Source organism: Yokenella regensburgei (assembly GCF_003634235.1).
Lineage (GTDB): Bacteria > Pseudomonadota > Gammaproteobacteria > Enterobacterales > Enterobacteriaceae > Yokenella > Yokenella regensburgei.
In genome coordinates, this window is record NZ_RBIZ01000003.1 from 723,564 (window position 1) to 748,791 (window position 25,228).

Sequence of the window (25,228 nt, forward strand, 5' to 3'; positions counted from 1 at the left end):
AAGCGACCAGTGAAAACGTTGTACCAGAATCGATACCTTACGCCCGCGTCTTTGCGCGCCAGCGCCATGCTGAGCGGCATGGAGACGGCACCTTCCGCCCATGCCCGCATCATGGAGCTGGGATGTGGCAGCGCAGAAACGCTCATTGCCCATGCTCGCGCATGGCCACAGAGCGTGTGCATTGGCATTGATATTGATGAGCAACTGATAGCGCAGGCAGGTAGCACCATTGCCGCCCTTGAGCTCAGCAACGTTGCGACTTATGCCATCGGGTTGAACGATCTGCTGGCCGTCTCTCCTGGAGAGCTTGATTACATCATTTTGCATGGCGTCTTTGCCTGTCTGGGTGAGGCCGAGCGTGAGGCGGTGCTGGCATGGTGCCAACAGCACCTGGCTGCTAACGGTATTATCAGTCTACGGCACGCCGTATTACCCGGAGGTAGCGAAGCGCAGCAGCTTCGCGATGCACTGGCGTTTCATATTCAGCGTGGCGATGCCAACGACTCCCCGTTGGTGAGCGCCAGAGCCATGCTCGGATGGATGGCGCTGACTTTGCCTGAGGGGAGCCTCAGACAAACGGTGCTGGAAGCCGAAGCGCTGGACGATAACGCGCTGACCGTTCAGTGGCTGCTGGAGCCCGCGCCGGCTCGCTGGTATAGCGAATTCTGCCAGCAGTTGGCAGGACAAGGCCTGTACCCGCTGGGCGATGCACTCCCGCACGCTTCGCTGGCAATTGCCTGTGGGGAGAGTATTCATCAGTTGCACAGTGCAATCGCCAGCGGTACGTCGCACGCGATTGCCCAGCAGTATCTCGACATTGCAACAGGTCGGGGGGAGCGGGTGACGCTGCTGACCACTCAGGCAGAACGTGGCGTTCCTGCAGAACCCAATCTTGCGAGGCTCGAAGACCTGCACTGGGCGGGTAATTTCACCCGAATGGTGACCGACAAAGGGTTTATTGCCAACGGGCATCTCAGCGCCAGCGGTCAGCCGCTCAGTACGGAAAACCCGGTCATGCTGCAAATTCTCGATCTGCTGGGCGCGGCGTGGCCGCTGAGCCTCAGCGTGGAGCAACTGATCTTCAACACACGGCTGCCGGAAAAAAATGATGAGGTCCGTGAGCCAGTGCTCGCTGCGTTAACCGAACTTTTTCTGCTCCGCCCGGAAGGGCTGCACTGGAGCGCCGAGCCGGGGCCGTATAACGCGAATAGCCAAAACACGCTGCTGGTGCTGGGGGATAGCGAACTGACCAACCTGTGGGGCGTCGGCGTTGAGGTCACCGCCGGGGAGCGGGAGTACCTGGCCGGTGCGATGACGACGGTGGATGATGAGAGCTGGCAGCATTTCTTATCGCTGCGCGCTAAAGGTGTGCTGATTGGTTCTGCTCAGGCCTGGAAAGTGGCGATACAGCGGTTCCTACGCGAAGGAACACTTTCCCGCCTGAAGCCGATGATTACTACGCTGCTGTTACTGAGCGTGGGTATGAAACGGGGTGGCCTGCTCGCCGATAACGTCGGCGTACCGGAGTTACCTGCGCCAGAAGACGATGGTGCTATTGATGAATTATACAGCCACGTCAATTTGCTGATTCGTCAGGGGAAATCCCAGCAGGCGCGCGAATATACCTTCGCGTTATTGAACGAATCACCCGACGATCTGCATATTCTGCGCTGCTATTCGCGCACCTGTGTCCTGACCAGCGCCTGGCAGGAAGCGCTGTCGGCGCTTTGCCAACTGATGGGGCACTTCTGCTCCAGCCTCGATATTTACTACGACCTGGCGACGGCGTTGCAAAAGACCGGCGATCGTCATCATGCGCAGAAAATTATCCATGGTTTGCTGCGCCTGGACAGCAAAAGTGCCGGGTTCTGGCACTCGCTGGCTACGCTACACCAGATGCAGGGCCAGGCGCAGTTAGCGGAAAAATGCAGCCGTGAGGCTTTCCGCCATCAGCCAAATAATGCCCGCTATCTTGGGACGCTGGGAGTGATCCTCAGCGATAACCAGAAGCTGGATGAAGCCAGATACTTCCTCGAAAAAGCGCTGGAGCTGAAGCCGAATGATTTTGACTGCTTCACCAGCCTGCTGTTCGTGTTGACCCACGATCATACGGTGACCGCGCAGCAGCAGCTGGAGATGCATAAAGAGTACGGCCGCCGGGTGGATGCCTGGGCGGCGGGCGAGATGCTCGAGCACTATGCGCCAGTGGATAAAAATCCGACGCGGAAATTACGCATTGGTTTTGTCTCGGGCGATCTGCGTAACCACCCGGTCAGCAACTTCCTGCTGCCGTTCTGGGACAGCTTTAACCGCGAGCACTTTGAACTGGTGGGCTATAACGCCTCGCCGACCCACGACTGGATGACCGACAGGTTACAGGCAGGGGCGGTGCTGTGGCGCAATGTCGAGCTGATGAGCGATGTAGAACTGGCAAAACAGATTAACGCTGATGCCATCGATATTCTTATCGATCTCTCGGGGCATACCACCTACACGCGTATTCCGGCGTTTGCACTGCGACCGGCACCGGTACAGATGACGTGGATTGGTTATCCGGGCACTTCCGGTATTGCGGCGATGGATTATCGCCTGCTGTCGATGGGCTGTCTTAATCCACCGGGTCTGGAAAAACAGTTCCTCGAAAAAGTGATTTACGTACCGATGGATAAGCTGTTTTCACCCGAGAAGAACAGTCCGGAAATCAGCGAACTGCCCGCGCTCAGTAAGGGTTACATCACCTTTGGTAGCTTCAACCGACCAAAGAAAATTAACCCGGAAGTGCTGCAGCTGTGGGCTTCGATCCTCACTCAGTATCCGCAATCACGGCTGCACATTGGCTTTATGGATGATGAACGTATCAGGCGGCAGATAACGCGGCAGCTCGTCGAGCTTGGCGTGGCGGAAGAGCGCCTCTCGTTCCAGGGGCGTATGCCGCTGCTGGAGTATCTGGCAAGCCACGATCGGGTAGATATTTTGCTCGATACCTTCCCATATACCGGCGGCACGACGACAAACCACGCGGCGTGGATGGGCGTACCGACCCTGACGTTGTGCGGTGAAACCCTGGCCTGCAGACAGGGCGTTGAAAATATGAACAGTTATGGATTGCACCAGTTTATCGCCATGGATAAGGCGGATTTCGTCAGCAAAGCGCTGTACTGGCGCGATCATTTTGACGAACTGAACGCAATTCGACGTGGCATGCGCAGCCAGATCCCGGTGGAAACTGAAAACGGATTCAGCGCGGCCGGACATCTGGAGTATGCGCTGCGTCACGCATGGGCGCTGTACTGCAAGGGCCAGCCTGCGCAGTCATTTGTGATTGAAGAATCAGGCAACGCAGTACCACTAGTACGTTAACAGGTTAAACAGGCGATTTTCGGTTTCAACTACACCGTCTCGCAGAGGTCATTGATGAAAGATATCTACGTCACCAGCCCGCTACTGCCTCCTCTGGAGGAGTTTATTCCGTACCTGGAGAAAATCTGGGACAACAAAAATCTCACCAACGGGGGGGAGTGGCACCAGCGCCTGGAAAAAGAGCTGGCTGAGTATCTGGGCGTGGAGCATTTGTGCTTGTTTGCCAATGGCACCCTGGCATTGTTAACGGCGCTGCAGGCGCTGCGTATCACCGGCGAAGTGATAACCACACCGTACTCGTTCGTCGCTACCTCACATTCGCTGCTGTGGAACGGGTTAACGCCGGTATTTGCCGATATCGACCCGGTCACCTGCAACATCGATCCGGATAAACTGGAGGCGCTGATCACACCGGCTACCTCCGCTATTCTGCCGGTGCACTGCTATGGCATTCCGTGCGACGTCGATAAAATTCAGTCGATTGCCGATGCCTGGGGACTGAAAGTGATATATGACGCGGCTCACGCGTTTGGGGTGAAGAAGAATAACCAGAGCGTGCTGAACTACGGCGATCTCTCCATCCTGAGCTTCCACGCGACCAAGGTGTTCAACACCTTTGAAGGCGGCGCGATTATCTGCCCGGATGCCCGCATGAAGCAGCGCATCGATTATCTGAAAAACTTTGGTTTTGCCGGCGAAACTACCGTGGTGGCACCTGGGATTAACGCCAAAATGAACGAAGTGCAGGCGGCGTTTGGCCTGGTACAGCTCGGGCACATTGATAACGCACTGGCGAGCCGGGCGGAGATATACCAGCGTTACTGCGAATGGCTCAGTGATATTCCCGGCATCAGCATGTTCTCTGTGACCGATGACGTAGAATGGAACCACGCTTATTTCCCGATTCGCATTGAGAGCGAGTTTCCGGTAAGCCGTGATTGGGTGTATGACGCGCTGAAAGCGCAGGGAATATACTCGCGCCGCTATTTCTATCCGCTCATCAGTTCCTTCTCAATGTACCGACACTTGCCGTCGGCGCAGCCGGATACATTACCGGTCGCCAATGACATTTCGGAGAAAATATTGTGTCTGCCGATCTTCCCTTATTTAAGCATCGACGATCAGGCGCGGGTGGTGAATATTATCCGTGAGCAGGCAGGATTAGCCATGGTGGATAAAGTGGCATGAGACTCGGTATTTATGGTGCGGGCGGGCAGGGCCGGGAGACGTTGGTTCTGGCGCGCCAAATTAACCGGCTTTCATTTCGCTGGAGCGCAATATTCTTTATTGATGATGTGACTGGGGAAAAGGTTATCAGTGGTGCCGATGTGGTGCGCTTTGCTGACCTCGACTTCAGTAATCTGGAGATTAGCATTGCGTTGGGCGAGCCTTTTCAGCGGCAGAGGCTCGCTGAAAAAGTGGCACCAAAAGCACCGCTGGCGACGCTTATACACCCTGGGGTGTTTGTCCCGGAGGATTCGTTGATTGGTCAGGGCAGTATCCTGGCTCAGGGCGTTTTTCTCTCCTGTGACGTTACCCTCGGTGAGAACGTCCTTGTTCAGCCGAACGCTTATATCAGTCATGACTGTGAGGTTGGTCCACACAGCGTCATCAGCAGCCAGGTCTCACTGGGAGGGCGCACCCGAATTGGCGCCCGGAATTTCCTTGGGATGAACGCGGTGGTGAAAGAGAAAGTCACCCTCGGAGACGATGTGGTGATCGGCATGGGCGCGGTGGTACTTGATGATATTGCGGATAGCCGCGTTGCGTTTGGTCATCCTGCGCGAATTCAACGTATGAACAATAAACGGATTTTTAACTAAACGGAACCGTCGTTTCAGCGAGCATATTGCCGTAGCACGGGGTGCTACGGCATGATAAATGTTTAACTTTGGTAAAAATTAATATCTTAATATTCAATAAATTGAAATATAACCTGCAAATAAACGCGTATTTAGACCACTATTCTAGCGATTAAAACACCTGTAGAAACGGATAATCATGCCGATAACTCAACTAATGCAGGGCTGTTTATCGTGAATTCACTGTATACCGCTGAAGGTGTAATGGATAAACACTCGCTGTGGCAGCGTTACGTACCTTTGGTGCGCCATGAAGCATTGCGCCTACAGGTGCGGCTGCCGGCGAGCGTGGAACTGGACGATCTGCTTCAGGCGGGCGGCATCGGGTTATTGAACGCTGTCGAACGTTACGATGCTCTGCAAGGAACGGCATTTACCACTTACGCAGTGCAACGCATTCGTGGGGCAATGCTGGACGAACTGCGCAGCCGGGACTGGGTGCCGCGCAGCGTTCGGCGTAACGCCCGTGAAGTGGCGCAGGCGCTGGGGCAGCTGGAGCAAGAACTGGGGCGCAACGCGACGGAAACTGAGGTCGCGCAGCGGCTCGATATTTCTGTTGAAGATTATCGGCAGATGCTGCTGGATACCAACAATAGCCAGCTTTTCTCCTACGATGAGTGGCGGGAAGAGCATGGCGATAGTATCGAGCTGGTTACCGAAGAAAATCAGCAGGAAAACCCGTTATTCCAGTTACTGGAGAGCGATTTACGCCAGCGCGTGATCGACGCTATTGAAGCGCTTCCGGAACGTGAACAACTGGTACTAACGCTTTATTACCAGGAAGAGCTGAATCTCAAAGAGATCGGCGCGGTACTGGAAGTGGGCGAGTCGCGGGTGAGTCAATTGCACAGCCAGGCTATTAAACGTCTGCGTACCAAGCTGGGTAGGTTATAGGGTGGTGATGATGTCATCCCCCCTGAAAAATGCCGCACAACCAATGACAACCAGGAGTTATCATGACGGTGCAGCAAGTAAAAAGACGGCCATTAAGCCGCTATTTAAAAGACTTTAAACACAGCCAAACACATTGTGCACATTGCCACAAACTGCTTGATCGTATCACGCTGGTCCGTCGCGGCGAGATAGTCAACAAAATCGCGATTTCACGTCTCGATATCCTCATCAATGAAGAAGAGTGGCAGCTGGAGCGCCCCGACTGGGTGGCGCTGTGCCGCTTCTGCGGCGATCTGTACTGTAAAGAGCAGAGCGACTACTTCGACATCATTGGCTTCAAACAATACCTGTTCGAGCAGACCGATATGAGTCCGGGCACCGTGCGCGAGTACGTGGTTCGTCTGCGTCGCCTGGGAAATCACCTGAGCAGCCTCAACGTTTCGCGCGAGTTGCTGAGCGATGGCTATCTGGATGAAAATCTGGCGCCATGGCTACCGCCAACCAGCACCAATAATTATCGTATTGCCCTGCGAAAATATGCTCAGTTCCAGACCCATTTTCCAGCGCTAAAAATGCAGAATTTCGCTTATCCGGCAACCTCTGATATATATTAAATTTGAATAAGATGTAGCGTAGTGGTTTTTGCCGAATGCGGTGAAAACCTTACACTACCACCAGAATTCAAACATTTGGGGTAACGGGGTCTCTATGAAATTAGCACTTCTGGGTCGTCAGGCGGTGATGGGTGTCATGGCGGTTGCGCTGATGGCGGGCGTTACGGCAAAAACCTTCGCAGCTGAAAATCTGTTAAATCAGGTAAAAGAGCGCGGTACGCTGCGTGTTGGTCTTGAGGGAACTTACCCTCCGTTCAGTTTCCAGGGCGATGACGGGAAGCTGACCGGTTTTGAGGTTGAGTTTGCACAAGAACTGGCCAAACATCTGGGCGTGAAGGCAGATCTGAAACCGACCAAATGGGATGGGATGCTGGCTTCACTCGATTCTAAGCGTATCGATGTGGTGATTAACCAGGTCACTATCTCTCCTGAACGTCAGAAGAAGTATGATTTCTCCACCCCGTATACCGTTTCCGGGATCCAGGCGCTGGTGAAAAAAGGTAACGAAGGCGTTATCAAAACGGCGGCTGACCTGAAGGGTAAAAAAGTGGGCGTCGGTCTGGGGACGAACTACGAAGAGTGGCTGCGTAAAAACGTCCAGGGCGTAGATATTCGTACCTATGATGATGACCCGACCAAGTATCAGGATCTGCGCGTAGGCCGCATCGACGCCATTCTGGTGGACCGTCTGGCCGCGCTGGATCTGGTGAAGAAAACCAACAATACACTGGCGGTGACGGGTGAAGCCTTCTCCCGTCAGGAATCCGGTGTGGCATTGCGCAAAGGTAACGAAGACCTGCTGAAAGCGGTAGACGGTGCCATTGCGGAGATGCAGAAAGACGGTAGCCTGAAGGCGCTCTCTGAGAAGTGGTTTGGCGCTGACGTGACCAAATAACTCCTGTGGTAAAAAAAAGGCGCTAACCTTAGCGCCTTTTTTTATTTACGCTCAACTGAGTGCATAATAAAAATAAACGAGTCAGGAGGTACCATGTCATTACAAAATGTCACCCGTTTCCCGCGGCTGGAATTCATCGGCGCGCCGACGCCGCTCGAGTATCTGCCGCGCTTCTCCGATCATCTTGGTCGCGATATTTTTATTAAACGCGATGATGTCACCCCGATGGCGATGGGGGGCAATAAGCTGCGTAAGCTTGAGTTTCTGGCGGCTGACGCGCTGCGCGAAGGCGCCGACACCCTGGTCACCGCGGGAGCCATTCAGTCTAACCACGTGCGCCAGACGGCGGCGGTGGCGGCGAAACTGGGTCTGCACTGCGTGGCGCTGCTGGAAAACCCGATTGGCACGACGGAGGAAAACTACCTTACTAACGGTAACCGTTTGCTGCTCGACCTGTTCAATACTCAGGTTGAAATGTGCGATGCACTCACTGACCCGACGGCGCAGCTCGATGAGTTAGCCACTCGGCTGGAAGCGCAGGGATTCCGTCCGTACGTTATTCCGGTCGGCGGTTCAAACGCGCTGGGGGCGATGGGCTATGTGGAATGCGCCATGGAAATTGCCCAGCAGTGCGAAGGCATTGTCTCCCTTTCCTCCGTTGTGGTGGCATCCGGTAGCGCCGGCACGCACGCCGGACTGGCGGTAGGGCTTGAACACCTGATGCCGGAAATCGAACTGATTGGCGTCACGGTCTCTCGCAAAGTGGCTGAACAAAAACCGAAGGTAGTGACGCTCCAGCAGGCGCTGGCATCCAGTCTCGAAATGAAAGCCAGCGCAGATATTCAGCTGTGGGACGAATACTTTTCTCCGGGGTATGGTCTGCCAACGGAAGAGGGGATGGAGGCGGTCAAACTGCTGGCGCAGCTTGAAGGCATTCTTCTCGACCCGGTGTACACCGGTAAAGCCATGGCGGGGCTCATCGACGGTATCAGCCAGAAACGCTTTAAGGATGACGGAGCTGTCCTGTTTGTTCATACGGGCGGCGCACCGGCGCTCTTCGCCTATCATCCACACATTTAACGCAGACTTACGCTAATGCACGAAAGTATTCATCTGGTTATGGAATCACTGCCTTATCTGCTGAAAGGGGCGGTCTTTACGCTACAGCTCAGCATCGGCGGGATGATTTTTGGTCTGCTGCTGGGCTTTATTCTCGCCCTGATGCGTATGTCGGCTCTCTGGCCGGTGCGCTGGCTGGCGCGCTGCTATATCTCTATTTTCCGCGGCACGCCGCTGATTGCCCAGCTGTTTATGATTTACTACGGTCTGCCGCAGTTTGGCATCGAGCTGGATCCGATCCCCGCCGCGATGATTGGTCTGTCGCTTAACACTGCAGCCTATACGTCCGAAACCCTGCGTGCGGCGATTTCGTCTATCGACAAAGGGCAGTGGGAAGCGGCGGCCAGTATCGGCATGACGCCGTGGCAAACGCTGCGTCGGGCGATCCTGCCGCAGGCCGCTCGCGTGGCGTTGCCACCGCTGTCGAACAGCTTTATCAGCCTGGTGAAGGATACCTCGCTTGCTGCCACCATTCAGGTGCCAGAGCTGTTCCGTCAGGCGCAGCTTATCACCTCGCGTACGCTGGAGGTGTTCACCATGTATCTGGCCGCTTCACTGATTTACTGGGTGATGGCGACGGTGCTCTCGGCGCTGCAGAACTACTTTGAAAATCAGCTTAATCGTCAGGAGCGTGATCCAAAATGAGTGCGATTGACGTTAAAAATCTGGTGAAGAAATTTCACGGCCAGACGGTACTGCACGGGATCGATCTCGAAGTGCAGGAGGGCGAAGTGGTGGCCATCATCGGCCCCAGTGGTTCCGGGAAAACGACGCTGCTGCGGAGTATCAATCTGCTGGAGCAGCCGGAGAGCGGGACGATTCGCGTCGGTGATATCACCATTGATACCGCCAAACCTATCAGCCAGCAGAAAGGGCTTATCCGCCGTCTTCGCCAGCATGTGGGCTTTGTCTTCCAGAACTTTAACCTGTTCCCGCACCGCACGGTGCTGGAAAACATTGTTGAAGGCCCGGTGATTGTAAAGGGTGAAAACAAAGAAGAGGCGCAGACTCGCGCTCGCGCGCTGCTGGCAAAAGTCGGACTAGCGGGTAAAGAGACCAGCTATCCGCGCCGTCTTTCCGGTGGACAGCAGCAGCGGGTGGCAATTGCCCGCGCGCTGGCGATGCGTCCGGACGTGATTTTATTCGATGAACCGACGTCGGCGCTCGATCCTGAGCTGGTCGGTGAGGTGCTGAACACCATCCGCCAGTTGGCGCAGGAGAAACGCACGATGGTTATCGTCACCCATGAAATGAGCTTTGCGCGTGACGTAGCCGACCGGGCCATTTTTATGGATCAGGGGCGTATCGTTGAGCAGGGTAACGCCAAATCGTTATTCGCCAATCCCCAGCAGCCTCGCACCCGTCAGTTTCTCGAAAAATTTCTGATGCAGTAAACCTCTGCGCGCCGCAGCCTGCCTGTGGCGCGTCTCTATACCAATTTTGTTAAGCGGCGCTAATGAATTCAGCGCGGCAGGACATTTTCTCTCTTTACATCAGGCCGTCGGGTAATAAAGTGCTCAGGCATGATATTTTGCGCTTATAAATAAGTAATATGTGTTAATTTCTTATATTCATAATAATGATGAAACCTGACGCGGCAGATAGCAAAAGCAGGCGGGGTTTATTACTCTGGGGTTTATTTGGCAGGTATGAGGGATTACGACTTTTTCAAATGGCGGCGGGATATGCTGCAGCACTTTCAGACGTTAACCAGCAGCGAGCAGATCTATAAACTGCTTTCGTCATGGTCTGTGTAATGCGGAGTCGTTAGCAAGTCAGTGAGTGAAGTTTTTGATTCAAAAGCCTTCCTGAAAACGGTGACCAGCCAGCCTGGCGTTTATCGCATGTATGACGCTGGCGGCACCGTTATTTATGTTGGAAAAGCCAAAGACCTGAAAAAGCGTCTTGCCAGCTATTTCCGCAGCAACCTGGCCTCGCGTAAAACCGAGGCGCTGGTGGCGCTCATCCAGCAGATTGACGTGACCGTCACGCATACCGAAACGGAAGCGCTGCTGCTTGAGCATAACTACATCAAACTCTATCAGCCGCGCTATAACGTGCTGCTGCGCGATGATAAATCATACCCCTTCATCTTTCTGAGCGGAGATACCCACCCGCGACTGGCGTCGCATCGGGGGGCTAAACATGCCAAGGGCGAGTATTTCGGCCCGTTCCCTAACGGTTATGCCGTACGTGAGACTCTGGCGCTGTTGCAAAAAATCTTCCCAATCCGCCAGTGTGAGAACAGCGTCTACCGTAACCGTTCGCGTCCCTGTCTTCAGTATCAGATTGGCCGTTGCCTGGGGCCTTGTGTCGCGGGTCTGGTCAGTGAAGAAGAGTATGCACAGCAGGTGGATTACGTGCGTTTGTTCCTCTCCGGCAAAGACGATCAGGTACTGACGCAGCTGATTTCCCGGATGGAGAAGGCAAGCCAGTCGCTGGAATTTGAGGAAGCCGCGCGTATTCGCGACCAGATCCAGGCGGTGCGTCGGGTGACGGAGAAACAATTTGTCTCTAACACCGGCGACGATATGGACGTCATTGGCGTGGCGTTTGATGCCGGAATGGCCTGTGTCCACGTGCTGTTCATTCGTCAGGGGAAAGTGCTCGGTAGCCGCAGTTACTACCCGAAAGTGCCGGGCGGTACCGAACCGGGTGAAATCGTCGAGACGTTTGTGGGGCAGTTTTACCTGCAGGGTAGTCAGTCGCGCACGCTACCGAGTGAAATTCTGCTCGATTTCGCCCTTGCGGATAAAACGCTGCTGGCAGATACGCTTTCTGAATTTGCCGGGCGGCGCATTAACGTGCAGACCAAACCGCGCGGCGACCGTGCACGCTACCTTAAGCTTGCCCGTACCAACGCGGCGACGGCGCTGGTCACCAAACTCTCGCAGCAGTCAACCATCACCCAACGCCTCAAGGCACTGGCGACGGTGCTTGAACTGCCCGACATTAAACGCATGGAGTGTTTCGACATCAGCCACACGATGGGCGAGCAGACGATTGCCTCCTGCGTGGTATTTGACACAAATGGCCCTCTACGTGCGGAATATCGCCGCTATAATATCACCGGTATTACCCCGGGTGATGACTATGCCGCGATGAACCAGGTGCTGCGCCGCCGCTATGGAAAAGCCATCGAGGAAAGCAAAATTCCCGATGTTATTCTTATCGACGGCGGTAAAGGACAGCTGGGGCAGGCGAAAACCGTGTTCGCCGAGCTTGATGTAAGCTGGGACAAGCAGCATCCGATCCTGCTTGGAGTCGCTAAAGGTAGTGACCGTAAAGCCGGGCTGGAAACGCTCTTTTTCGAACCGGAAGGTGAGGGATTCAGCCTGCCGCCGGATTCCCCGGCGCTGCATGTGATCCAGCATATCCGCGACGAATCGCACGATCATGCCATTAGCGGGCATCGAAAAAAACGCGCCAAAGTGAAGAGCACCAGCTCGCTCGAGACTATCGAAGGCGTAGGCCCGAAACGGCGGCAGATGTTGCTGAAGTACATGGGCGGATTACAAGGCCTGAAGCAGGCGAGCGTGGAAGAAATTGCCAAAGTGCCGGGTATATCGCACGGTCTGGCAGAAAAGATCTACTACTCATTGAAACATTAGGGGCTCTGTAGCACCATAGGGCTAATATTTACTGACAACAGATAGTTACCGTCGCCATGCAATTTAATATCCCTACGTTGCTTACGCTGTTCCGTGTCATTCTGATCCCTTTCTTCGTGCTGGCGTTTTATTTGCCGTTCACCTGGGCCCCGTTCGCCTGTGCGCTGATCTTCTTCGTTGCCGCCGTCACCGACTGGTTTGACGGTTTTCTGGCTCGTCGCTGGAACCAGAGTACGCGCTTCGGTGCATTTCTCGATCCGGTTGCCGATAAGGTGATGGTAGCGATTGCGATGGTGCTGGTGGCCGAACACTATCACACCTGGTGGGTGACGCTACCGGCTGCGACCATGATCGCCCGCGAGATAATCATCTCGGCGTTACGTGAGTGGATGGCAGAGCTCGGTAAACGCAGCAGCGTGGCGGTCTCGTGGATCGGTAAAGTGAAAACCACGGCGCAGATGGCGGCGCTGGTATGGATGCTGTGGCGTCCGAATGCCTGGGTTGAGTGGGCCGGGATTGGTCTCTTCATCATCGCTGCAGTGCTGACGCTGTGGTCTATGCTGCAATATCTGAACGCTGCACGCGGCGATTTGCTTGATCAGTGATCGTTTCGCCGCAAATTTCAGCAAACGATCCTGAGTGATGAAAAATATCGTTGACTCAGTGCGTCAGGTAAGTAGAATGCAACGCATCGAACGGCGGCACAGCTCGCCAGACGGTAGTAAAATCAAGTGATTAACTTCACATGATTATGCGGGAATAGCTCAGTTGGTAGAGCACGACCTTGCCAAGGTCGGGGTCGCGAGTTCGAGTCTCGTTTCCCGCTCCAAATTAAAAGCATCGGCAATTGCGGGTGCTTAAGATTTAAAGGCGCGTTAGCAAAGCGGTTATGTAGCGGATTGCAAATCCGTCTAGTCCGGTTCGACTCCGGAACGCGCCTCCAATTTTCATCCCGAGCCCGGATGGTGGAATCGGTAGACACAAGGGATTTAAAATCCCTCGGCGTTCGCGCTGTGTGGGTTCAAGTCCCACTCCGGGTACCATTGGGATAAGCAGAATAATCAAAGCAATAAGCAGTGTCGTGAAACCACCTTCGGGTGGTTTTTTTGTGCCTGTAATAAGCCTCTCCGCCTTCGGCGATTGCGTAATGAGCAATCCGCAGCAAAAAATTTCCTATCAAGTGCATCCAGTTTGCTTTGTCATTCGTATATGTCAGCAAGGGAGCCTCCCGAGTACATTTAACTTCCATCCGTTGAGGGCTACATAATGAATAAGCTGCTCGGTTCCGCATTGATTCTCGGTCTGGTCTGCAGTTCTGCCGCATTTTCTGCAGGTATGGGACAAACGAAGATGGTCGGTGGGGCAGAAATGTACCCGTCGAAAAACATCATCGAAAACGCTACGCAATCGAAAGATCATACGACGCTGGTGGCGGCAGTTAAAGCCGCCGGACTGGTAGGGACTCTTGAGGGTAAAGGACCTTTCACCGTATTTGCACCCACCAATGAGGCTTTTAACAAACTTCCGGCTGGAACGGTAGATTCACTGCTGAAACCAGAGAATAAAGGCAAGCTAACCAGCGTCCTGACTTACCATGTCGTGGCGGGAAAACTGGACATGAAAGCGCTGATGAGCAAAGTTCAGGCCGGAGGGGGCAAAGCTGAACTGATGACGGTCAACGGCGAGCCTCTGTGGGTGATAAAAAATGGCGCGCATAGCCTGCAACTTAAAGACAAACAAGGGAACATCGCCAATGTCTCTATCTGGGATGTACATCAGAGTAATGGGGTTATTGACGTTATTGATACCGTACTGATGCCGTAATTGTCTCCTATACTGGTGCAGTAACAATAAGTTACTGCACCAGGTCGGGAGTAATATGGACTACCGCCACGTGAATGATATTTCCTTAATGAAAAACATTGCCAGCGGCGATCGGCGAGCGTTTAAAAATCTGTATGAACGCTATTGTCCGCTGATGCTTGCAATTGCAGTGCGCATCGTTAAACGACGCGAAGTGGCAGAAGATATTATGCAGGATGTATTTGTTCAGGTGTGGTTAACCGCGAATGCATTCGATAACAACCTGAGCTCACCTAAAACCTGGTTGAGTCATTTAACGCGTAATAAAGCCATTGACTGGCTGCGCGCGCGCGACAATCAGTGGCAGTCGGAGGACGTAATCACGGCACAGCAGTCGGAACTGACGGGCGCGGCAGATAGCGCAATTCAGGATGATGAAAGCCGTCGTTTGCTTCATTGTATGAAGCATCTTCCCAATAACCAACAGCAAAGTATTGCGCTTGCCTGGTATCAGGGATTGTCGCACACCGATATTGCCCAGTATTTAAATCAGCCGACGGGAACAATAAAAAGCTGGATTCGTCGTGGTCTCGAGCATCTTAAGGAGTGCATAGGAATATGAGCCTTGAAACCAAAGACGACCTTCAGGCTGCAGAATATGTCCTGGGGCTGTTATCGGCAGAAGAACGGCTGGCGTTCGAAAATGAAATGGCCACTCGGCCTGAGCTGAAGGCCGTGATGTGGCGCTGGCAAGAGGTATTGTGCGGATTAGACCGCATAACTGAACCCGTCAAACCCTCTGACCAGCTTTGGCGCCGAATAGACGCCACGCTTAACAAGACTGCCAGTCATCGTAAACCACAACGCTTATTAAACTGGGCCGGTTGGGCGGTTGCCGCCGCTCTGGCAGGGGTTATCATTTTCAAACCCGCCACTCAACCAGCCAGCCATCCTATCGCTGTGTTGAATCCGAGTGCGGGGACAAGTCAGTTTGTTGTTAGTTACTCTCCGACGAACCATACGATCACCGTTACGGGTCTGAATGTGACAACGGGTAACGATCACAGCCTTCAGCTCTGGTTAATACAAGGTAACGCTGCACCCAAATCGTTGGGACTTCTTGATAAGCGTTCAAATATTTTGAGCATACAAGCCAGTCAGATCAATTCGCAGGCGTTGCTGGCGGTGAGTCTGGAGCCTAAAGGTGGCTCCCCCGGGGTATTGCCTACCGGGCCTATTTTGTATAAAGGCATCATCTCAACGGGAAGCTAAGTCACAGAGCCTTCGCGCTGCCATGGGCTCCCCCTTAGTTTTCTCAGGCGCAATCTTTTCATTTTTCGGTAAAATACACCACGGATTCATGCAGTCGTACGAGTCCGCACCTTTGGGTTTAGTGTCAAAATTATAAAGTTGAGAAGGGATCTTCAATGGCAACGTTGCTTGAAAGCTACACCGATTGTTTTAAAAAATATGCCACTTTCCGCGGTCGCTCTGCTCGTCAGGAGTACGCCGTATTCACGGTGGCGAACTTTGTCCTGTCGTTCGTGCTGGGGCTTATCCCGGTTATCGGCGGGCTCTTCGGTCTGGTGATTATCATTCCAGGACTGGCGGTTGCTGTGCGCCGCCTGCACGACCTGAACCGGTCCGGCTGGTTGCTGCTGGCGCCGTATGCCGTGATGATCGTGGCCTTTATCGGTCTGGTGGCGACCTCCGAATCCGGAAATACCACGGGCTGGTTCGTCCTGCTGTGCATTTCCGGTATTGCGGTGCTCGTCATGTCGCTGTGGATGCTGTTTGCGAAAGGTACCGCGGGGAGTAACCGCTTCGGTGATGATACTTTGATCCCGGCACCGGTAGCCGCGCCTGAAATGCAGGCTGCGCCGGCTAACAACGCTGATGATGTGCGTGAGCGCCTGGCGCAGGCGAAAAAAATGTTTGATGAAGGTCTCATCAGCGAAGCCGAATACGAAACGATGCGCAGCGGCATCATCAAGGATATGTAACGCGCTTCTGTGCCGGGTGGTTTTCTCCCGGCATTTCCGCTACTGTATGCGCCATTTTTACATCACCACGAGCCTGTTATGAAAACCGGACCCCTGAACGAAAGCGAAATTGAGTGGCTGGACGATACGTTGTCCCGCTACGGTAACGAAGAATCCGTCATCGACATGGCTGAGCTCGACGGCATGCTCACCGCGGTTGTCTCCGCGCCTGTTGAAATTGAGCCGGCGGAGTGGCTGCTGGCGCTCTGGGGCGGGGCTAAGCATGTTCCGCGCTGGGCAAACGACCGCGAGCGCGACCACTTCGTCAATCTGACCCTGCAGCACATGGACGATATCGCTGAACGTCTGCATGACTATCCGGAGCAGTTTGACCCGCTGTTTGGCTCTCGTGAAGAAGAGGGGCAGGAGCTGACCATCGTTGATGACTGGTGCTATGGTTACATGCGCGGTGTTGCAATGAGCAACTGGTCCGCGTTACCTGAAGCCCTGCAACCTCAGCTGGACGCTATCGCCCTGCACGGTAGTGAAGCGAATGCTGAACGTCTGGATGCGCTCTCGGCGGATGAGTTTGTGGCGAGCGTGGACGGTATCAAACCGGCGGCGCTGGCGCTCTTTCAGCACTGGCAGGAAAACCCGCAAACGGCACCGGTGCAACAGCCGATTGTTAATGCGGCCAAGATCGGTCGTAATGACCCGTGCCCTTGCGGCAGCGGAAAGAAGTATAAAAACTGCTGTCAGAAATAACACTCTGGCATAGAGTAAACGGCCCGCATGGGCCGTTTTTGCGTTAATACCTTTTCAACCGCGTGATAAAAAGGAGGAACAGTTAAAAATAGCTGTTCTATAATTCACCATACCTGCCGTTCGGCAAACGCTTCCCATGACGCTAATCCTTTTGGTGGTTGAACGATGAACCGATTATTCTGTTTATTGTCTTCGCTCTCTCTGCTCCTGCTCGCCAGTCAAAGCGCGCAGGCAGACAGAAATATATTATGGGATCTGGTGAGTAAGCAGTGTATCCCTGGATATGCAAGTCCTTTATGACCGAGCGGCTAGGTAAACCGATTAAGGAAAAGTATATCGCGCTGGCGTTAAACCCGACCAATGCGCGTAGCCAGGATCAACTCCATATCCATATCTCATGTTTGTCTGCTGCTGCAAACGTGGCGCTGATAAACATTCCGACGGATAAGGTTCGTACCGCGTGGTCGAAAAGCCAGGTCACTATTCCCCCGTATCACTTTCACTACCGCCACGTATCTATGGCTGAGCTGATACACAAGAATTTATTTAAAGTGGTTGCTGAAAAGGTCCGGCAAGAGAAGGGGAGCCTCGACTACACCGGCGCTGCGCTGGTTAACCGTAGCCCGGGGGAATTTATGCTACTGGTTGGAATTGGCACCAGCGCATCCGGCGTTTCCGCCGAACTGATTCAGGATCATCAGTGCCTGCTGGCTGGGCAATAACGTGTTCCTGCTTTCACATTAGTTTTTGATACAAAATAGTGCTACAGCATGGCGAATATTTTTATGTGCGCTTTTGTCCAGTGGAGCGTAGTTGTTAAATTTACGCAAGAACTTCAAATTATCTGTCAGGAGTTATTCAACTTAACATATTTTATATATTAAACGAGGTATATCATATGCAGGCATTTATTCCTCCGACGACTGAAGTACTCGATAACATTGTTAATTCATTTCCACTGATTGCCCAGCCACCGGCTGATGCCAATATTGCCATCGCCATTGGGTGGGTACTGGATAACGGTGACCAGGGTGTTTACCTGAGCGGCTCTCTGCAGGACGAAGCGGGTAACGGCATGGTGCTTAACGACAGCGTACTATTTAAGCTTGCGTCTAGCAGTAAACTCTTCACTGCTATGGCTTTCGCTTATGCTTGCCTGGATAGCGCCAGCCCGGTCACCAGAGAGTCTGTCCTCGGAGATTTTATCCTTTTCAGCGATAGTGAGGTTGGCTCGGCGTTAAAAAAGATCCCGTTGTATAACCTTGCAGCGTACACCAGCGGATTGCCGGCAGACAATAACTCGAGTGCCGGAACGCTACCCCCCCTGAATATTGATGAATCTTACTCAGTTCAGGATATGCTCAACTTCCTTAATCAGGATGCGAGTTTCCCGGTTGAGCCATATGGTGAGATATCTACCTATTCTAATCTTGGTTTTTCCTTGCTCGCGGTCGCAATTTCCCGAGCCTGTGGCACAAATGGATTCAATATCTGGCTCCAGGATTATCTATTCAGGAATGAAAACGTGAATATGGCTGACTCCAGATACTGTCCCATCCCTGGTAATCCATGGCCTGCACGTTTCCCATGCGGTTTTGTCTATGATGAAGCGACCCAAAAATACACTAAAGCTAGCCTCTATAGCCCCAAGTTTGGTGCCTACTATGGTGGTGGCGGCGTTATGTCATCAGCCCGGGACATGCTCACTTTTCTGAAGATCAATATGGGGTTGCTGAAGCCGTTTCCGTTTAGCGAGGAGTTGATTCAGTGGATGCAAACTCCGATATGGACGCAGTCAGGAACAATAACGGGGCTCGGTTGGTTCTTCTCGCCTGACGAATCTGTATTGACGAAGAACGGCATCCTTGATGGCACCAATACCGCCATCCAGATGGCAGCAAGCACTTCGCCCGGGCGCACGCCGTCAGCGGCCGGCGTCTTTGTGCTGACCAATCTCTCAGAAATCAATATGCCTGCAGGTAAAGGGGATCTGGCGACCAAAATTGCCGGGCAGGTTTATCTTACGATGCAGAAAGGATGAAAAGCAGAAACGGCCCCAAGGGGCCGTTTTTTTTGGCTTATCCCACCGAAGGGAGCAGCCCGGTGGCAATGCAGAACTGTATGCCGATGACGGCGATACCGCAGGCAAACACCAGCCAGGGGACTACGCTGCCGCCCGCCACGCGCCAGGCGGCAGTGGGGTGAAGTTTGCGGCTTTTCATTACCAGCAGGGCCGGGATCACCAGGGCCAACACCGCCAGCGCCACACCGGCATAACCCAACGCCATCACAAACCCACGCGGATAGAACAGCGCAAACACCAGCGGGGGCAGGAAGGTCACGGCACCGGTCTGAATACGCCCACGAACGCTGTTCTCGCGCTGGAAGAGGTCAGCCAGATAGTCGAACAGGCCCAGCGCCACGCCGAGGAAGGAGGTCGCCAGCGCCAGATCGGCGAACAGGTGTACCGCCAGCTCCACGTGCGGTGAAGCGACTACCTCGCGAATGGCCTGTAACAGGCCGTTCAGCCCACTGCTGTTAGCCAGCAGCGCGGTAAATACCGGGGAATCGATACTGCCGAGCGTCGCCAGCTGCCAGAAGATATAGGCCACCAGCGGAATAAAGCTACCGATTATAAATACCCGGCGCAGCTTGCGCAGGTCGCCGTTCAGATAGCTGACGATACTCGGTACGCTACCGTGGAAGCCGAATGAGGTGAAAATGACCGGAATGGCCGACAGCGCCAGTCCTTTTTCCACCGGAAGAGTCAGCAGGTTAATCTTATGAATATGTGGCATCAGCAGGGCCAGCATCACTACCAGAAAGATGATTTTGGCGCTGAACAGGAAGCGGTTGAAGAAATCGACCATTGAGGTGCCAATGCAGATGATGCAGCCACCCACGAGGGTGAATAACAGCACGCCCAGGGTTGGGGTCATATTGACGTCAAGCCAGTCGCTGAAGCTTGAGGCGATAAGCTCACCTGCGCCGCTGATGTAGGCAGCCGTCAGCGCGTACATCAGGAAAAGCATGCTGAACCCGGTCACCCACTGACCGTAGCGCCCGAGGTAGCGGAACGCGAGTGAACCCAGCCCGGTGTCGGCGGGTACATGCTGATAAACCTCCAGCAACAGCAGGGCGGTGTAGCACATCAATCCCCACAGACCGAAGAGTAACGCCAGTGTGACACCAAAGCCCACGCCTGCCGAAGCCAGAGGCATCGCCAGCATCCCTGCGCCAATTGTGGTGCCAGCCACGATTAAAATACTACCAAGAGTGCGGTTCTTCACGCTTTCCTCTACTACAGAACGGCAAGACAACAAAATATGCCGCGCAGCGTATGTGAAATCCAGCGTTTCGTCAAATCAAGATTACAGGTGATGTACAGAAAAATGTACACTAAAAAGCGCGGAGAAACTGCGCTAACGCAAAACATGCAAAGGAAATGCAGTTTATGGTTTACGTTTTCAGGAGGGAAGGTATGCCATCAGTTCATGGTCACGAAGTGCTTAATATGATGATTGAATCCGGCGAAGGTTATACGACGGAGAGCCTAGCGGCAGCCATCGTTGCACGGTTTGGTGAGGAAGCGCGTTTTCACACCTGCTCCGCTGAGGGGATGTGTGCGGCCGAACTGGTCGCGTTTTTGCAGCGTAAGGGGAAGTTTATTCCGCAGGACGCGGGTTTTACGACGGATGAAAGTAAAATTTGCCGTCACTGAGGCGTAAAAGAAGCGGCAGCAAAGCGCTGCCGCGAAGGGATTAGTTTTGCGCGTCGAGGGTAGAGAGCTCTTTATCGATAAAGTAGAGGCCTTCACCGCTTTTACCCGCCAGGGTCAGTTTATCGATAACAGATTTGAACAGCTTCTCTTCTTCATGCTGTTCAGCCACGTACCACTGCAGGAAATTAAAGGTTGGATAGTCCTGATGGGTCATCGCCGCGTGGGTCAGCTCATTAATTTTCTGTGAAATAAGCTGTTCGTGTTCGTAGGTTTTACGGAACAGTTCATCCAGGGACGCATATTCAGCAAACGGAGACTGGATCGCGTTAATACGTGGCAGGCTGCCGGTATCGGTCAGGTAGTCAAACAGACGCTGCATGTGACCCATCTCTTCCTGAGCGTGGCGACGCAGGAATGCCGCAGCGCCTTCAAAGCTGTGGTAGCTGCACCATGCGCTCATCTGCTGATAAAGCAGAGAAGAAAAGAGTTCAAGATTCATCTGCTCGTTGAGTTTCTCAATCATTTCAGATTTCAGCATCGCAAGTCTCCGGAATATAAGCGGTTCAGATTATTGTGCGGCCACTATAATTTGTTATCTATTTATTTGCAAAAGGTAAAATAATAAATTTCTTTATTAAAAATACGAATGGGAATAAAACGCATTGCGCTCAATAAATAATATTAAAATGAGAATCGTTATAATTTAAAATAAAAAAGCCAGCGCAGACGGCTGGCTGTCTCAGGTTCAATATACGCCGGACGTTGCCGGGGTGAAGGCGATGCCGCGGCACTGATACTGAATGGTTATCGTCTTGTTCAGGCACAGCGCTCCGCTGGTGGTTGAACAGGTAGGCACCGGTTGTCCAAAACGCACCGCCGTGGCGTATCCCATCTGCTGGCACTGCTTCGTTGCCGTACCGTTGGCGACGTAATCGTCGGTTCTGGCGGACTGCAGGATGGCCTGGCCATAGGTCAAACGCACAATGCCGCTGGTGGCATCAACGTCGGTGACCTCAGCCTGACGGGTTACGGTACAGGCCGAAAGCGCTATTACGGCGGCAAGAAGACAAAGTTTGTGCATGTTATTACTCTGATCCAACGGTTATCTCAGTATCGTAAACCTGTTAAGAAAAACCAATCCGCAGAATAGCCCGCCGATCCTGGCTCAGTTATCGTAACGGCTCGGATTAATCGGCATGAGAGTCGTAGATAGCCTTAAACTTCGGGTGCAACTGGCGGAATAGGGCAATCAGCTGCGGATCAAAATGCTTACCGCCACCGGCGAGAATGACCTCACAGGCATGTTCATGCGTGTAGCCTGGTTTATAAACGCGTTTTTGCCGCAGCGCATCATAGACGTCCGCCAGCGCCAGGATCCGCGCCTCAATGGGGATCTGGTTCCCCTTCAATCCTTCCGGGTAGCCGCTACCGTCCCATTTTTCGTGGTGGTAATGAATAATATTTTCCGCCACCGGGCCCAGGCTCAGCCCCTGGATAATGCGCCAGCCTTTCAGCGTGTGGAGTTTCATCTCTTTAAACTCCTCCTCCGTGAGCGGCCCATTCTTACGCAGGATCTGCTCGGGCACGGCAATTTTGCCGACGTCATGCAGTGAGGCGAAGTGTTCAATATCGCGGGTGACCTTGTGCGGGAGTTTCAGCGCTCTCGCCAGCAAACCACAATATTCAGAGACCCGCTGGATGTGGCTGCCCGTTTCATCGTCATGGGCGCGATTCACCTTTTCCATGGCTTCGACAATGCTGCGGTTGACCATGCGGTTCTGTTTCATCTGCCGCCGCATCAACAGCACCAGGAAGAGGCTAAAGAGGGCGGTGATGAACAGCACTACGCTAATTACCTTCAGGGTATTCTTGCTGAATTCCATCATCGAGGGCACCTCGCGGTGGCGCTCCATCTGACTGCGGAAGCTCGAAACCCGATGAATTTCGGTGAGTACGGCGTGGAGCGGATGATCCGGTGCCACCCAGGCGCCTATCTGATCGTTGGAGCGGGTGAAACCCGCCACTTTCAGCACGCCGCGAAACAGTTCGTTGCCACGTAAAGACAGCTCGAGCGTGCTCAAATCGCCGAGAATAAAATCGACGCGATGGCTGTCGATGGCGCTCAGCAGGTCATCTACCGACGAGGCCTGAACCAGAGTAATGTCGTTACCAAAACGCTCGCGTAAATACAGTGCGGCATAGGAGTTGCGTAGTACGCCAATACGCTGGAAGCGAACCTGTTCTTCATCGCGAATAAAAGGGGCATCGATACGGTTGTACCAGGCGTTATGCCACGCCAGCAGAGGGCCAATCATACCGTTAACGTGCTGGGGATTCTGGTCGTTTAACACATCCACCAGGCGAACGGGCCAGTTTTCCGTGCGCATGCGCTGGACGTAGTTGTCCACATAACGAACATCAACCTGCATATTCAGCAGCTCGCGCATGTCTTTGATCATGTTAATGGCGCTGCCGTGATAGCCGTTCTTGTCGCGCCAGATAAGCGGGGCGAAGTTTTCATTCTTTGGCAGCCAGACCACCAGCGTATTGTGCTTGATCCACTCGCGCTCCTGCGGGGTAAGCTGGATGCGGCTAACCAGATAATCGCGTTGATTTTGCTCCTGAAGTTGAAACAGGCGGCCTTCCTGCTGCCACTGGCTCAGCAGCAGGTTAATGTTATTGCGCATTCCCGCCAGGTCCGGGCTGAAGCCGATGGTGGCAGGGATACGCAGATCGGTGAAGGGACGAGAAATGGTGTAGTAATGCTGAGTGTCATCCATCTCAGCATCGTCGTTGATGTAAAAGTCCGCTTTATTATCGCGCAGCATCTGGAACGCCTCTGCACTGGATTCAGCCAGCAGAAGCTCGCGAAACTTAATCCCCGGGTAGCGCTGTTTGATTTGCTCGCGGGTGGCGTCGTTTCTGCGAAAGATGACCCGGGTCTGGTTAAAGTCTTCCGGGGCGGTGGCCGTTCGGGTGAGGCTTGCGGCGACCACTTCATTATCGAAGATACGAACCGAGAGAATGTTATGCCTGGCACGATCCTCTGTGCGGAGTACCCCGGCATACAAACCATGCTGGTTTTCCTGAAAGCGCTGGTTAATCTCAGCACCGCTGACGGGATGAAGCTCAAGCTGGTAGCCGTACTTTTCGTTAATCGCCTTTATCAGGTCCTGATAAAACCCCTGATAATGGCCGTTAGCATCGCGCCAGAACTCAAAGTTGTCAGCATCATAAAGCCATACCGGAACGGGTGCAGATGCTGCATTCAGCGGTACCGTGAATAAAAGTATGACAAGTTGAAGGGCGTAAAGTGACAACCTCGTCAATGACCGCCAGCGTTGTTTCACAAAAAAGATCCCTGCTTTTCATTGTCATAATGTTTCAGTCTAACTAACCGCCCCAGGCGCGGATAGATTTTTTTTATCCAGGCTGAAGCACCAGAATGCAAAGTGAAAGTGTGAGTTGACTTTAATTTTATAAAACACTTTTTCATTTAATTTGAAAGTTGGTTTAATGAATAGTATGGTGAGCCGCAGATTGCGTGATAACCAGGAGTGGAAACATGAAAATTGCACTGATGATGGAAAACAGCCAGGCGAGCAAAAATGCCGTCATTCTCAATGAACTGACTACGGTTGCGGATGAGAAAGGCTTCCCGGTCTTCAACGTCGGGATGAGCGACGAAAACGATCATCATCTGACCTACATCCATCTGGGCATCATGGCCAGTATTCTTCTGAACGCAAAAGCGGTCGACTTTGTGGTCACCGGCTGCGGTACCGGACAGGGCGCACTGATGTCGCTGAACATTCATCCGGGCGTGGTCTGCGGCTACTGCATCGATCCGGCAGATGCCTTCCTGTTTGCTCAAATCAATAACGGTAACGCGCTCTCACTGCCGTTTGCCAAAGGTTTTGGTTGGGGCGCCGAGCTTAACGTCCGTTTCATCTTTGAGAAAGCTTTCACCGGCCGTAACGGCGAGGGTTACCCACCGGAGCGTAAAGAGCCACAGGTGCGCAATGCGGGCATTCTGAACCAGGTGAAAGCGGCGGTGGTCAAAGAGAATTATCTTGATACGCTGCGCGCCATTGATCCGCAACTGGTGAAAACCGCCGTTTCAGGCCAGCGTTTCCAGCAGTGTTTCTTCGAGAACTGCCAGGACAAGGCTATCGAAGCGTTTGTACGTAATATTCTGCAGTAATCTGTCGTCAGCAGAAAACCGGTGCCCGTGGTGCCGGTTTTTTTATACCTGCAAAAGCGCAGCGCGGCCTTTTGCGGTACTATGGCGCATCGAAAATAATGGAGTTTATTATGTCGCAAAACCTGAACACCACCGATGAGCTGGTTTCTGATGTTGTCGCTTGTCAGCTGGTCATCAAACAGATCCTAGACGTGATCGATGTTATCGCCCCGGTTGAAGTGCGCGAGAAAATGGCCACTCAGTTGAAGACTATCGATTTCGCTACCCATCCGGCAGCGGTCGATCCGGTAACACGTCGCGCTATCCAGAAAGCTATCGCGCTTATCGAGCTCAAGTTTACTCCGCAGGGTGAAGCCCACTGATTTTTCCGGAACCCTGCGCGGTGCAGGGTTCCGTCT

25 protein-coding genes and 3 tRNA genes are annotated in these 25,228 nt (G+C 53.3%); 24 read left to right on the forward strand and 4 right to left on the reverse strand.

The features are described 5' to 3' along the window. Positions 1 to 9: 9 nt before the first annotated feature. The 21 genes from C7387_RS03645 to C7387_RS03755 all read left to right on the forward strand — a co-directional run bounded on the left by C7387_RS03645 (position 10) and on the right by C7387_RS03755 (position 18,946). Positions 10 to 3,360 (forward strand): O-linked N-acetylglucosamine transferase family protein, encoded by a 3,351-nt coding sequence (locus C7387_RS03645; RefSeq protein WP_038256761.1) that lies wholly within the window; start codon positions 10 to 12, stop codon positions 3,358 to 3,360. A 54-nt stretch (positions 3,361 to 3,414) separates the two neighbouring features. After that, complete coding sequence (locus tag C7387_RS03650) at positions 3,415 to 4,548, forward strand: DegT/DnrJ/EryC1/StrS family aminotransferase (RefSeq protein WP_006820489.1); 1,134 nt, start codon at positions 3,415 to 3,417, stop codon at positions 4,546 to 4,548. Continuing rightward, positions 4,545 to 5,183 (forward strand): NeuD/PglB/VioB family sugar acetyltransferase, encoded by a 639-nt coding sequence (locus tag C7387_RS03655; protein WP_120816099.1) that lies wholly within the window; start codon positions 4,545 to 4,547, stop codon positions 5,181 to 5,183. Before C7387_RS03650 ends, C7387_RS03655 begins: the two co-directional genes overlap by 4 nt. A gap of 213 nt (positions 5,184 to 5,396) precedes the next feature. Beyond that, entirely contained in the window at positions 5,397 to 6,116 is a 720-nt protein-coding gene (locus C7387_RS03660) for an RNA polymerase sigma factor FliA (protein ID WP_038256766.1), read from the forward strand. A gap of 62 nt (positions 6,117 to 6,178) precedes the next feature. After that, a complete protein-coding gene (gene fliZ / locus C7387_RS03665) occupies positions 6,179 to 6,730 on the forward strand; it encodes a flagella biosynthesis regulatory protein FliZ (RefSeq protein WP_006820486.1) in 552 nt (183 codons plus the stop codon). A gap of 94 nt (positions 6,731 to 6,824) precedes the next feature. Then, positions 6,825 to 7,625, forward strand: a complete 801-nt coding sequence (tcyJ, locus tag C7387_RS03670) for a cystine ABC transporter substrate-binding protein (protein ID WP_006820485.1) — start codon at positions 6,825 to 6,827, stop codon at positions 7,623 to 7,625. Between the two features lie 93 nt (positions 7,626 to 7,718). Then, on the forward strand, positions 7,719 to 8,705 hold the full coding sequence (gene dcyD, locus C7387_RS03675) for a D-cysteine desulfhydrase (RefSeq protein ID WP_120816100.1): 987 nt from the start codon (positions 7,719 to 7,721) through the stop codon (positions 8,703 to 8,705). A gap of 15 nt (positions 8,706 to 8,720) precedes the next feature. Then, a complete protein-coding gene (gene tcyL, locus C7387_RS03680) occupies positions 8,721 to 9,389 on the forward strand; it encodes a cystine ABC transporter permease (protein ID WP_120816101.1) in 669 nt (222 codons plus the stop codon). Further along, complete coding sequence (gene tcyN / locus C7387_RS03685; RefSeq protein ID WP_120816102.1) at positions 9,386 to 10,138, forward strand: L-cystine ABC transporter ATP-binding protein TcyN; 753 nt, start codon at positions 9,386 to 9,388, stop codon at positions 10,136 to 10,138. Before tcyL ends, tcyN begins: the two co-directional genes overlap by 4 nt. Before the next feature lie 384 nt (positions 10,139 to 10,522). Continuing rightward, on the forward strand, positions 10,523 to 12,355 hold the full coding sequence (gene uvrC / locus C7387_RS03695; RefSeq protein ID WP_120816103.1) for an excinuclease ABC subunit UvrC: 1,833 nt from the start codon (positions 10,523 to 10,525) through the stop codon (positions 12,353 to 12,355). Positions 12,356 to 12,411: 56 nt separating this feature from the next. Beyond that, positions 12,412 to 12,960 carry a CDP-diacylglycerol--glycerol-3-phosphate 3-phosphatidyltransferase gene (gene pgsA / locus C7387_RS03700; protein WP_006820475.1) on the forward strand — a complete coding sequence of 183 codons (549 nt, stop codon included), beginning with the start codon at positions 12,412 to 12,414 and terminating at the stop codon, positions 12,958 to 12,960. A 148-nt stretch (positions 12,961 to 13,108) separates the two neighbouring features. Beyond that, a tRNA-Gly gene (locus C7387_RS03705) sits at positions 13,109 to 13,184 on the forward strand. A gap of 40 nt (positions 13,185 to 13,224) precedes the next feature. Then, positions 13,225 to 13,298, forward strand: a tRNA-Cys gene (locus C7387_RS03710). Between the two features lie 13 nt (positions 13,299 to 13,311). Next, positions 13,312 to 13,398: transfer RNA gene (locus C7387_RS03715), tRNA-Leu, on the forward strand. 223 nt (positions 13,399 to 13,621) lie between these two features. Continuing rightward, complete coding sequence (locus tag C7387_RS03725; RefSeq protein WP_038256787.1) at positions 13,622 to 14,179, forward strand: fasciclin domain-containing protein; 558 nt, start codon at positions 13,622 to 13,624, stop codon at positions 14,177 to 14,179. 55 nt (positions 14,180 to 14,234) lie between these two features. Continuing rightward, the gene (locus tag C7387_RS03730; protein WP_120816104.1) at positions 14,235 to 14,780 is read left to right on the forward strand and encodes an RNA polymerase sigma factor; all 546 of its coding nucleotides are present in this window, start codon (positions 14,235 to 14,237) and stop codon (positions 14,778 to 14,780) included. After that, a complete protein-coding gene (locus C7387_RS03735; protein WP_120816105.1) occupies positions 14,777 to 15,430 on the forward strand; it encodes an anti-sigma factor in 654 nt (217 codons plus the stop codon). Before C7387_RS03730 ends, C7387_RS03735 begins: the two co-directional genes overlap by 4 nt. A 155-nt stretch (positions 15,431 to 15,585) precedes the next feature. Continuing rightward, positions 15,586 to 16,161 carry a DUF805 domain-containing protein gene (locus C7387_RS03740; RefSeq protein ID WP_006820471.1) on the forward strand — a complete coding sequence of 192 codons (576 nt, stop codon included), beginning with the start codon at positions 15,586 to 15,588 and terminating at the stop codon, positions 16,159 to 16,161. A 78-nt stretch (positions 16,162 to 16,239) separates the two neighbouring features. Then, positions 16,240 to 16,905: a YecA/YgfB family protein gene (locus C7387_RS03745; protein WP_120816106.1), complete on the forward strand. Its 666-nt coding sequence runs from the start codon at positions 16,240 to 16,242 to the stop codon at positions 16,903 to 16,905. Between the two features lie 269 nt (positions 16,906 to 17,174). Next, positions 17,175 to 17,627, forward strand: coding sequence for a CDP-diacylglycerol diphosphatase (locus C7387_RS03750; RefSeq protein WP_276329981.1), 453 nt, complete (start codon positions 17,175 to 17,177; stop codon positions 17,625 to 17,627). Between the two features lie 176 nt (positions 17,628 to 17,803). Next, on the forward strand, positions 17,804 to 18,946 hold the full coding sequence (locus C7387_RS03755; protein WP_120816108.1) for a serine hydrolase domain-containing protein: 1,143 nt from the start codon (positions 17,804 to 17,806) through the stop codon (positions 18,944 to 18,946). 37 nt (positions 18,947 to 18,983) lie between these two features. Here the strand turns inward: C7387_RS03755 and tyrP are convergent, their stop codons facing one another. Further along, positions 18,984 to 20,195: a tyrosine transporter TyrP gene (gene tyrP / locus C7387_RS03760; protein ID WP_006820469.1), complete on the reverse strand. Its 1,212-nt coding sequence runs from the start codon at positions 20,193 to 20,195 to the stop codon at positions 18,984 to 18,986. A 191-nt stretch (positions 20,196 to 20,386) separates the two neighbouring features. On the opposite strand from tyrP, the gene C7387_RS03765 reads away from it, so the two are divergent. Then, positions 20,387 to 20,626: a YecH family metal-binding protein gene (locus tag C7387_RS03765; protein WP_120816109.1), complete on the forward strand. Its 240-nt coding sequence runs from the start codon at positions 20,387 to 20,389 to the stop codon at positions 20,624 to 20,626. Between the two features lie 40 nt (positions 20,627 to 20,666). On the opposite strand, the gene ftnA is transcribed toward C7387_RS03765, so the two are convergent. The 3 genes from ftnA to C7387_RS03780 form a co-directional block, all read right to left on the reverse strand. Next, on the reverse strand, positions 20,667 to 21,164 hold the full coding sequence (gene ftnA, locus C7387_RS03770) for a non-heme ferritin (protein ID WP_120816110.1): 498 nt from the start codon (positions 21,162 to 21,164) through the stop codon (positions 20,667 to 20,669). Positions 21,165 to 21,371: 207 nt separating this feature from the next. Next, positions 21,372 to 21,707, reverse strand: a complete 336-nt coding sequence (gene yecR, locus C7387_RS03775; protein WP_120816111.1) for a YecR family lipoprotein — start codon at positions 21,705 to 21,707, stop codon at positions 21,372 to 21,374. A gap of 106 nt (positions 21,708 to 21,813) precedes the next feature. Continuing rightward, entirely contained in the window at positions 21,814 to 23,955 is a 2,142-nt protein-coding gene (locus C7387_RS03780; RefSeq protein WP_006820464.1) for an HD domain-containing phosphohydrolase, read from the reverse strand. A 236-nt stretch (positions 23,956 to 24,191) separates the two neighbouring features. Here C7387_RS03780 and C7387_RS03785 point away from each other — a divergent pair, with 236 nt between their 5' ends. Together C7387_RS03785 and C7387_RS03790 are read left to right on the forward strand one after the other, a co-directional pair. Next, entirely contained in the window at positions 24,192 to 24,830 is a 639-nt protein-coding gene (locus C7387_RS03785; protein ID WP_006820462.1) for an RpiB/LacA/LacB family sugar-phosphate isomerase, read from the forward strand. Between the two features lie 110 nt (positions 24,831 to 24,940). Further along, positions 24,941 to 25,192 carry a DUF2766 family protein gene (locus tag C7387_RS03790; protein WP_038256798.1) on the forward strand — a complete coding sequence of 84 codons (252 nt, stop codon included), beginning with the start codon at positions 24,941 to 24,943 and terminating at the stop codon, positions 25,190 to 25,192. The last annotated feature ends 36 nt before the right edge of the window (positions 25,193 to 25,228 follow it).